Raw genomic sequence first — 10012 nt, 5'->3', positions numbered from 1 at the left:
GTCGAGCGCGGCACACTGCTGGATGCGCAGGCGCGCTTCGCACTGGTCACGCCGTCGCATCAGAGCCCGCTCGGCCATACGTTGTCGCTCACACGACGCGTGGCGCTGCTGGACTGGGCAGAGCAAGCATCCAGCTGGATCATCGAAGACGACTATGACAGCGAGTTCCGTTATCTGGGCAGGCCATTGCCGGCGTTGAAGAGCCTCGACCGGCGCGATCACGTGATCTATTGCGGCACGTTCAGCAAGGTCATGTTCCCCGGTTTGCGGCTCGCGTATGCGGTGATCCCGGAGCGGGCCGTCGAGCGCGTCGGGCGGGTGGCGTGCAGCATGAACGCCGGATCGCCGACGCTATTGCAGGCGGCCGTGGCGGATTTCATCGAACTGGGGCATTTTGCGCGGCATCTGAAGCGCATGCGTGCGTTGTACAGCGAGCGGCGCATGCTGATCGTGCACGCGCTTGAGCAGGCGTTTGGTGAACGGCTGATTGTCGACTTGCCCCCAGGTGGAATCCAGTTCGCGGTGCAATTCGCCGAGGGCCCCGGTGGCCCCGGTGGCCCCGTCGACGACGTCGCCGTCGCCGCACGCGCGCGCGAGGCGGGGCTCGCGGTGCTGCCGCTTTCGATCTGGTACGCGAATGGCCGTGCGCCGCGCACACTGCGCGGCCTCGTGATGGGCTTCGCGAACATCGCCGATGCAGGAGAAGCGGGCCGTCTCGCACGAACGTTGCGCGCGTGTCTGGACGATTGATGCGCGGAAAATGTCAATATCGCCCGACGGAAGCACACGGTAGAGTCAAGCGTCCCCGACCATCCATTGCCTTCGATGCTCTTCAGCGGTCAGGTCCGCTCAACGCGATCAGCTCCGACGACACCGCGCACCTTCACTTCATTCGTACGACGACGAATTCATGTCGCGTTTCGCGGCCCGCCAACACTGAGTCGTCGCTTGCAGCAGCGGGCACGGCGCATGCTGCCCAGCATGCACGAAGGCAGCGCTCGAAATGCTGCCCGAACCGGAGACGATCATGAAACGTATAGCGGCAATAATGGGCGCATTTTCCTTGATTGCTGGCACTTGCGCGTTTGCGCAGACCAGCACGAACACCGGCAGTGCGAAGCCCGCAGACCAGGGCACGCAGAATATGCAACCCGGCGCGGAGGGCCAGAGCATGGGCCGCGCTGCGGACGCCGGCAGCACCAAGCCCGCCAGCGGGACTTTAATGCAGAAGCGTGAGAACGCCATGGCGCCACAAGGCGCGTCGGGCCCCAACGCTACCGGCAAGATCAAACAGTGAGCGCGCGGGCTGCGCCTGTCGACCGATGGAAGGGTCTTTCCTTAGCCCCTCTACGCGGAGCATTTCGTACAGCAGAAGCCCGCGGTTTCGCCCGCCGTCCTCAGCCGAAAGCGTCCTCGACGAACGACGCGTAACTCTGCGCATTGACCAGCGCGTCTGTCCCCCACACTTTCTCGTTCGTGAGCGATTTGCAGATGCCCGGCATGAAGGCCTGCCCTACGTCTATCGTGCCGGCCAGGGCATGAGTCAACTCATGAATAAGGACGCCGCCGCGGCTGACGCTCATTCCGTCATGAATCACCCGTTGATCGTGACTGAAGAAACCGATTGCCAGGTGTACGTTTATCCGCCCGTCGCGGCGAGCTGATTTGATGTCGGGGACATAGGCTTCTACTTTGGGGATGACGGTGCCTCCCCCGAAGTACAGGCGCATTGTCTTGCTCTCGATGCCTTTCCACACGCACCCGAGCACCGCACGCACCACAGCGCTTCGTGTTTGATGACCGGCCAATCCCAGCTCGGCGCCGCCTTGGAATCCGAGCTTTGCGACATCCTCAATGGCGTCGGGATTTCCGAAATACTCGGTGAATTTTCCCTTGAACTGCATAGGGATGCCGGACGGAACTTGCAATAACTGCTGGCCCATCTTCGTCAGCAGGTCCCTCGCGCCGTCATAGGCATCTTCGGCGGCAGCGCTGTAGGTTGCTTCTACGCTTTCGAAGCCGAGGGACACGCTCTTGAAGTTCTTCAACTCCAACTTTGGAAATCGTGTCGACTTGACGACATCGCCCTTGGATAAAAGGCTCTTCAACCTCATTTCGATATCTTGAACGTCACGCCTTTCCAGAATCGCTTTAGCCCTCCGGAGCGTGTCTTCATCCAAATTCAGCACAATCGACATCGCCAGCAGCATGGCCACGACCGGCACTTCATCGGCTCGTTCGCGCGTGAGTTCACTGTCAGTGCGCCTAAGCTGACACACCCCGAGCGGGTCGTCGATCAATTCTTCCGCTCGCCTCCTTTGCGTCTTTCCCACCTCAACCCATCGGGAGACCTTCTTCTCGTGATACTGCTTCAGGTCGCGGAATTTGACGGGGCCGCCGTCAGCATCCTCGATGCCCTCCGATGGCACGTGCTTCCTGATATACGCCCACAACGTGTCCAGGTTGTTCATGTCGACCTCGTGAGTGTGATGCAGGCGGCGTCAGGAAACGCTGGGATTCCGGTAGTGCAAACGATGCGGCATCAGCGCGGGGGCATTCGTATCGCGCCATCCAGGCGCACGCTCTCGCCATTGAAATAGACGTTGGTCGCGATGCTCTCGACCAGCGCGGCAAACTCTTCGGGCCGGCCGAAGCGCTTCGGAAACGGCACTGACTGCATCAGCGCCTCCTGCACGTGATCCGGTGCACCGCGCATCAGCGGCGTTTCGAAAATGCCCGGCATGATCGTGTTCACGCGAATGCCGTCGTTCATGAGATCGCGAGCGATCGGCAGCGTCATCCCGACGATGCCGGCCTTCGACGCGCTGTACGCCGCCTGGCCGATCTGGCCGTCCTCGGCCGCCACCGATGCCGTATTGACGATCAACCCGCGCTCGCCGTCCGCGAGTGCGGGCAGGTCCAGCATGCCGGCAGCGGATCGCGCGATACAGCGAAACGTGCCGATCAGGTTGATCTGGATCGTGCGCTCGAACCTGTCGAGCGGATAGTGCTTTGCTGCGCCAGTCGTCTTGTCGCGGCTTGCGGTCTTGATCGCATCGCCGGTGCCCGCGCAATTGACCAGCAAGCGCTCCTGGCCGAAAGCCGCGCGCGCCGCCGCGAATGCGGCAGCGACTTGCGCGTCATCGGTTACATCGGCATGGCAGAACACGCCGCCGATCTCGCTCGCGAGCGCGTTGCCCGACTCCGCGTCGAGATCGAAGAGCGCGACGCGCACGCCACGCGAAGCGAGACGGCGCGCTGTAGCCGCACCCAACCCTGACGCACCGCCGGTGATGACGGCTGTAATCGCTGAATCAAGCATCATGATCGATCATGCTCCTCGTCGGTGGTCGCCGGGCTTCACCCGGAGGTCTGGGGCGACTTCGGCCACAACGCGCAGACCTCGATCCCGCCGACGATGTCTGCCCCAGCACCACCGATGTGGCGTCGATGACCTCGAAGAACATCGGCGAACTGCTCAACGCGAAGAGCATCACGTGGGGCGGCAGGCTACAAACCGTGACGGGGGATTGCTGGCGCTCGGGGTTGCGATGTTTGCGCCGTTTGATGCACTCAGGCTTCCATGGGACTTGCTTGCCTGGCGGTGTATTGGCTCTGCCTCTGCCCGAATGACCTGACGCAACCCCAGTCACCCGCGTCATCATCCAGTCACGACGTGAGCGGTCATTGGCAAGCCAACGGCGGATGGCAATCGTTCGGCTCGACAGTCAGACAACGAGATCGAGCAGCGACAGACCTCTAATTACATCCCTGGTTGTTCGCGGTTTTGACGCATTTCTTGCCGCTCGGGCTCTCGTACACGCCTTTTCCATTCTTGGTCTTGGCTTCGCCGCCCTTGCTCGTCTGGGTCGTGGTGACACCCGCCGAATTCTTCTCGGCCTCCCAGGCCGTCCCGCTGTTCCGATTGTAGCCGCCAGCTTCCTGTCCGTTGTCGCAAACGGTACGCCCGGTCGCCGTTCTTCTGCACTCAGCGGTTGCATTCGATGAAAGTAGTATGCATGCCAGAATCACCAGGATTTTCATCGTCGTCTCCCGACTAAAGCGAAATGGGACCGCAGCATTGGCGTGTATGCGCTTTCAATCGTAGTTCAATGCCACGGCTTTTTCTCGTCTTTTCAAGGTGCGCTTGTGTGCGACTGTCTACGCGTCGGGCAGATTCGAACCCGCTCGCGAGACGCCGGCGCCGTCTGCCGGCAACCTCATGCCGATTCCTGCTTCAGAAATTCGCGCACCACTGGCGCGACTTCGTCTGCCCGCGCGACGAGGAACAGGTGACCATCGTCGATCACGTGGAGTTTCGAGTTGGGTATCCGCGCGGCAAGAATTTTCGCATTCGTCAACGGGACGATCGGATCGTCGTCGCCATGCATGACCAGGGTGGGCTGCTTCAGGCTTCCGAGCCACGGAAGGCTGCTCCAGCCCCACGCCGCCAGCAACTGATACACATACCCGCGACCTCGCGGCGGCTGGATGTGGCGGCTGTGTTCCCGCAACAGTGAAGGGTCGCGCCGGTAGGCGCCTCCATAGATATCCGCACCGATCCGATCCAGATACTCCGGGTCCGTATAGCGACGCGGCCCGATCATCTTCGAGAGCACGGAAAGCTTCGCGGGCACCATGATGACGCCCGGCGACGTTGCCGCGAGAACCAGCCTGCGGCAGCGCACCGGATAAAGATGCGCGAACTGCTGCGCGAGCGCCCCGCCCCACGACACCCCGAGCACGTCGACGGGGCCGTCATAGCCGAGTTTCGACAGAAGCGTGTCGGCAAGCACCGCAAGCATCGAGAAGCGATACGGCACGACCGGCGCCGGCGAGCCGCCGACACCGGGTATGTCGAACACGACGACCTCGACGTCGCCCAGCGCCGCCGCGAACGGCTCGACGAGTTCGAGGTTGGCGCCGATGCCGTTGAAGATGAGCAAGGGCGTGGAAGCGTCGCTGCCACGCCGGATACCGACGCGCAGAAGCTGGCCGTCAACGTCCACCATGCGGGTTTCGAGACTGCTGACAGGCTCTTTGATGTCATATGTTTCTGTCATGCGGTTTCCTTCAGGCTGGGAGACAAGCGGGCAATGCGCGATGCGCCGCGAGTTACTTGTTAGGTTGCAGCCGCGCCTTCAGTTCCTCGACATTCTCCGCGACTCGCCGGGTAACCACGGCATACGTGTCGGACTGAGCCTTGTAGACGGTACCAACCAGTTCCTGCGCGAGTTCCAGTGTCTTGTACACGGCGCCCTGAACGCGTTCGGTCTTGCTGGACGAAGGCTTGCTTTCCGTGTCGGTGCGATGTGCGACCAGCGACTGCACTCCCATCACCGCCGAACCGAGGATCTCGGCCTGCTTCTGGCCGAGCGCCTGGATGCCGGCGAGCGCGTTCGTGTTCAGCATTGCAAGCGCCTCGATATCCTTGCGACGTGATTCCAGCATGCCGACGAGATCGACGCCGGGAAGTTTGAATTGCGTGAGCATCTTGGTGTAGTCGCCGAAAAGGTTTTTGGGCGTGATCGATTCCATCATCAAATCTCCAGAAAGAACTGCGTTAAAGAAATCGTGGTCGTTTCGGATGGTCGTACTCGCTGTCATGCTTCAACGACATAAGTACCTGGTGCACTCGCGCCCGCCGTGTACCGCGCATTGCCGAGCGACTGGCGCGCGGCCCGCTTCTTGCCCGAGCGCGTTGCGAGCCACTCCCGCCAGTGTTCCCACCACGTACCCTGCGTCATCTGCGCATTGGACAGCCAGTCGTCGGAACTCGCCGGCAGTTCGGGATTGAGGTAGAACTTCGCCTTCGGATTGCCGGGCGGATTGATCAGGCTCTGGATGTGCCCGCTCGAACTCAGCACGAACTCCGTGTTGCCGCCGAACGTGCGCGCCGCATTGAACACACCCTGCCACGGCGTGATGTGATCGGTGACGCCCGCCACGACGTATTTGTCGCACGCGACCTCCGACAGGTCGATCGGCGTTCCGAGCACCGTCAGCGCGCGGGGCTTGCCAAACAGGTTCTGCGTGAAGATGTCGAGCAACTGGCCGTGCAGCGCCGCCGGCAACCGCGTGGTGTCGTTGTTCCAGTAGAGGATGTCGAACACCGGCGGCGCATTACCCATCAGATAGTTGTTGACCCAGTAGTTCCAGACCAGATCGTTGGGACGCAACCACGCGAACACGCGGCCCATCTCATCGCCCTCCAGCACGCCCTTGGCCGCGCTGTTCTGCTTGGCCACCGCGACCGCTTCCGGCGTGGAAAAGAGGCCAAGCTGCGACTCGGCCGAGCTATCGAGCACCGCGACCATCAGCGTCGCCGCGTGCACGGTTTTCTCGCCACGGCTCGCCAGATGTCCGAGCAGCGCGGAGATGGTCATCGCGCCGGAGCACGCGCCATGCAGGTTCACATCCGGGCTGCCGGTGATGTCGCGCACGGCATCGATCGCCTCGATCAGCGCGGCGACGTAGGTGTCCATGTTCCATTCGCGCTGTGCCGCCGTCGGATTGCGCCAGCTCACGACGAACACCTGGAACTCGCTCTGCACGAGATACTCGACGATGCTCTTGCCTTTGGACAGATCGAAGATATAGAACTTGTTGATCTGCGGCGGAACGATCAACTGTGGGCGCGCATGGACCTTCGCCGTCGCCGGTGCGTACTCGATGAGTTCCAGCACCTCGTTGCGGAACACCACCGCACCGGGAGAAGTCGCCAGGTTGCGTCCGACTTCGAACGCGCTCTTGTCGACCTGAGCGGGCATGCCCTGGTTCGTCAGCGCGTCCGTCACGAGGTTCTTCATGCCGGCAAGCAGGCTCGCGCCGCCCGACTCGAACATCTTCCTCAATGCGGCCGGGTTGCCGGCCAGCGTGTTGGTCGGCGCCAGTGCGTCGGTGAGGAGCGAGGTCACGAACTGAGCGCGCTCCTTGCTCTTGTCGTCGAGAGCGGAGCGATCGACGAAGCCTGCAACCGAGTCGCGCCAGGCGAAATAGCCTTGCAGCGACATCCGATACAGCGGGTTGTCCTGCCAGAGCGGATCGGTGAAACGCTTGTCGCCCTTGGGAAGCGTTGCGCCGCCGCCAAACCATGCCGACATCAACGCGCGAGCCAGCTTCGTTTCCTGCTCGAACAGCACGCCGGGATGCCGGGCGGCTTGTTCACCGAGTTGCTGAACGGTGGCGATGATGTCCTGCGCACGCAACCCGACGAACGGATTGGGACCGAGCATGCCCTCGGTCGCGCTCGCGGCGAGATCGTCCGGCATGCCGCTCGCGGTCGGGTTGTCCTTGCTTGCTGCCATTTCACTATTCCTCAAGCTGCTGCTTCAGTTTTCTCGACCGTTCCAACTTCGCGCGCAATCACCATCACCAGTGTCTCGGCGATCAGTGCGGGCTTGTCTTCACCTTCGATCTGCAATTCGTTTGCGACCTTCAGAATGACGCGGCCGCCGGATTTCCTTTCGATCTCCAGCAACACCATCCGGCCACGGACTCGCGATCCGGCTTTCACCGGCGCGACGAAGCGCACTTTGTCCAGCCCGTAGTTCAGGCCCGCCGCTGCGTCTGCGGGAATCATCCCGATCTCGATCCCCAGCGCCGCCAGCAACGACAACGTCAAATAGCCATGCGCGATCGTGCCGCCGTAAGGGCTCTCGCGTGACGCGCGTTCGACGTCCACATGGATCCATTGCTTGTCGCCGGTGCAATCGGCGAATGCATCGATGCGCGCCTGATCGACGACGACCCAATCCGACACCCCCAACTCACGACCGACGAAACCGTCGAGCGTAGCCATGCTGTATTCATTGATGCTCATGCTGTTGTCTCCTTTGTTGATCGGTCGGCGCGAGCCGCACCGACCTTCACATGTTCGGATAGCTCGGACCACCGCTGCCTTCCGGCGTGACCCATACGATGTTCTGCGTCGGGTCCTTCACGTCGCAGGTCTTGCAATGCACGCAGTTCTGCGCGTTGATGACCAGGCGATCCGCGCCGTCGTCGTTCTTGACGAATTCGTAGACGCCCGCCGGGCAATAGCGGCTTTCCGGCCCAGCGTACTTCGCGAGGTTGATGCCGACCGGCACCGTCGCATCCTTCAGCGTGAGGTGCGCCGGCTGGTTTTCCTCGTGGTTCGTGTTTGAAATGAACACGGACGAGAGGCGGTCGAAGGTCAGCTTGCCATCGGGCTTGGGATAAGCGATCGGCAGGCAACGTTCGGCGGGCCTTAGCGTTTCATGATCTGCATGACGATGCCGCAGCGTCCAGGGCACGCGGCCGCCGAAGAGCTTCTGCTCGATCCCGACCATCAGCGTGCCGACATAGAGCCCCTTGCTCATCCACTGCTTGAAGTTGCGCGCCTTGTGCAACTCCTTGTGCAGCCACGAGCGCTTGAACGATTCAGGGTAGGCGCTCAGTTCGTCGCGCTGGCGGCCGGAGCGGATGGCATCGAATGCGGCCTCGGCGGCGAGCATGCCGGACTTGATCGCGCCGTGGCTGCCCTTGATCCGCGACGCATTCAGGAATCCCGCGTTGTCGCCGATGAGGGCACCGCCCGGAAACGTCAGCTTCGGCAGCGACATTAGTCCGCCCGCCGTGATCACGCGCGCACCATACGACAGGCGCTTGCCGCCCTCGAAAAACGTGCGGATCGCGGGATGCGTCTTGTAGCGCTGGAACTCCTCGAACGGCGAAAGATACGGGTTCTGGTAGCCAAGCCCGACGACAAATCCGACCGCCACCTGATTGTTATCCAGGTGATACAGGAACGACCCGCCATAGGTATCCGTGTTGAGCGGCCAGCCGGCCGTATGAACGACGAGGCCGGGCTTGTGCTGCGCGGGATCGATTTCCCACAGTTCCTTGATGCCGAGGCCGTGGACCTGCGGACCGACGCCCGCTCGCAATTTGAACCCCTCGCTCAACTGGCGCCCGAGATGGCCGCGCGCGCCTTCCGCGAAGAGCGTGTACTTCGCGTGCAGTTCCATGCCGAGTTGGAAGTTCTCAGTCGGCTCGCCATCCTTTCCGATGCCCATGTTGCCGGTCGCGACGCCTTTGACCGAGCCATCGTCGTGATACAGCACCTCGGCGGCCGGAAAGCCCGGGAAGATCTCGACGCCGAGCGCTTCGGCCTGTTCGCCGAGCCAGCGCGTCACGTTACCGAGGCTTATCACATAGTTGCCGTGATTCGTGAAGCTGGCCGGCAGCGCCCAATTCGGCGTCTTAACGCTGCCTTTTTCCGACAAAAAAAGAAACCGGTCCTCCGTCACTTCGACGTTCAGCGGGGCGCCAAGCGCCTTCCAGTCAGGGATCAGTTCGCTGATCGCGCGTGGGTCCATGACCGCACCGGAAAGAATGTGCGCGCCGATCTCCGAGCCTTTTTCGAGCACGCACACCGATACGTCCGCGCCCTGCTCCCGCGCCAGTTGCTTGACCCGAATTGCCGCCGACAAGCCCGCCGGACCGCCGCCGACGATGACCACGTCATATTCCATCGATTCGCGTGGCCCGTACTCTTCGAGCCAGTGATCCGATTGATTCGGGTACTTGATTGAGATTGTCATGATGTGCCTGCTCGCTCAGAATGGGCCGGCGACCAGCGCGAGCGCGTCGCGTCGGTCTTTGATGCCCTGCGGCATGGCTACTCTTGCAATGTCTTTCAGCGGCGCGGTATGGCGCATTTCGTGTCTCCTGCTGGATTTGTCTGCGCGCCGCGATGTTTTACGGTTTTGTCGCGCAGCGCGATTCGGTAGGGTAATCGTAACGTCGTGTGCTTCGATTCCCGGTATCCGAACCTGCCCTTTCATTGACAAAACTTGCCGCTCTTCACGGCTCGAATGGGAATCCCGTGGCGTTCCTGCGATACGACGCCCGCCATTGCGCGCGCCGCATCAGCCTGAATGCGAGCACTTCATTCGATTACCGGGCGGGTTTGACCGCTACGAGGGGCGTCAATCCAACGGGCTATCTGGCGAGTTGCGTGGCGTCGGAGCGGCCCGACGACGCGCAT

Annotated in this window: 10 protein-coding genes; 2 read left to right on the top strand and 8 right to left on the bottom strand. The window is 62.0% G+C overall.

The window, feature by feature from the left end; translation table 11 throughout:
- Together AWB68_RS13730 and AWB68_RS13725 are read left to right on the top strand one after the other, a co-directional pair.
- On the top strand, positions 1–750 hold a 750-nt coding region (locus tag AWB68_RS13730), incomplete at its 5' end, for an aminotransferase-like domain-containing protein (RefSeq protein WP_143281958.1).
- 253 nt (positions 751–1003) lie between these two features.
- Positions 1004–1297: a hypothetical protein gene (locus AWB68_RS13725; RefSeq protein ID WP_235028321.1), complete on the top strand. Its 294-nt coding sequence runs from the start codon at positions 1004–1006 to the stop codon at positions 1295–1297.
- 100 nt (positions 1298–1397) lie between these two features.
- Here the strand turns inward: AWB68_RS13725 and AWB68_RS13720 are convergent, their stop codons facing one another.
- The 8 genes from AWB68_RS13720 to AWB68_RS13680 all read right to left on the bottom strand — a co-directional run bounded on the left by AWB68_RS13720 (position 1398) and on the right by AWB68_RS13680 (position 9566).
- Positions 1398–2471 (bottom strand): M35 family metalloendopeptidase, encoded by a 1074-nt coding sequence (locus AWB68_RS13720; protein ID WP_087644900.1) that lies wholly within the window; start codon positions 2469–2471, stop codon positions 1398–1400.
- Positions 2472–2542: 71 nt separating this feature from the next.
- Positions 2543–3325, bottom strand: a complete 783-nt coding sequence (locus tag AWB68_RS13715) for an SDR family NAD(P)-dependent oxidoreductase (protein WP_087644899.1) — start codon at positions 3323–3325, stop codon at positions 2543–2545.
- Between the two features lie 434 nt (positions 3326–3759).
- The gene (locus tag AWB68_RS13705) at positions 3760–4044 is read right to left on the bottom strand and encodes a hypothetical protein (protein WP_087644897.1); all 285 of its coding nucleotides are present in this window, start codon (positions 4042–4044) and stop codon (positions 3760–3762) included.
- 176 nt (positions 4045–4220) lie between these two features.
- Entirely contained in the window at positions 4221–5063 is an 843-nt protein-coding gene (phaZ, locus tag AWB68_RS13700; protein ID WP_087644896.1) for a poly(3-hydroxyalkanoate) depolymerase, read from the bottom strand.
- Positions 5064–5115: 52 nt separating this feature from the next.
- Positions 5116–5541, bottom strand: coding sequence for a phasin family protein (locus AWB68_RS13695; RefSeq protein WP_235028320.1), 426 nt, complete (start codon positions 5539–5541; stop codon positions 5116–5118).
- Positions 5542–5603: 62 nt separating this feature from the next.
- A complete protein-coding gene (locus AWB68_RS13690) occupies positions 5604–7307 on the bottom strand; it encodes an alpha/beta fold hydrolase (protein ID WP_087644894.1) in 1704 nt (567 codons plus the stop codon).
- Between the two features lie 11 nt (positions 7308–7318).
- Complete coding sequence (locus tag AWB68_RS13685) at positions 7319–7822, bottom strand: MaoC family dehydratase (protein ID WP_087644893.1); 504 nt, start codon at positions 7820–7822, stop codon at positions 7319–7321.
- 46 nt (positions 7823–7868) lie between these two features.
- Positions 7869–9566: an electron transfer flavoprotein-ubiquinone oxidoreductase gene (locus tag AWB68_RS13680; protein ID WP_087644892.1), complete on the bottom strand. Its 1698-nt coding sequence runs from the start codon at positions 9564–9566 to the stop codon at positions 7869–7871.
- Positions 9567–10012: the final 446 nt, after the last annotated feature.

Origin of the sequence: Caballeronia choica (assembly GCF_001544535.1) — a bacterium.
GTDB lineage: Bacteria > Pseudomonadota > Gammaproteobacteria > Burkholderiales > Burkholderiaceae > Caballeronia > Caballeronia choica.
The sequence above is the reverse complement of the archived record's forward strand: the minus strand, read 5'-3'. Positions and strand labels throughout refer to the sequence as shown.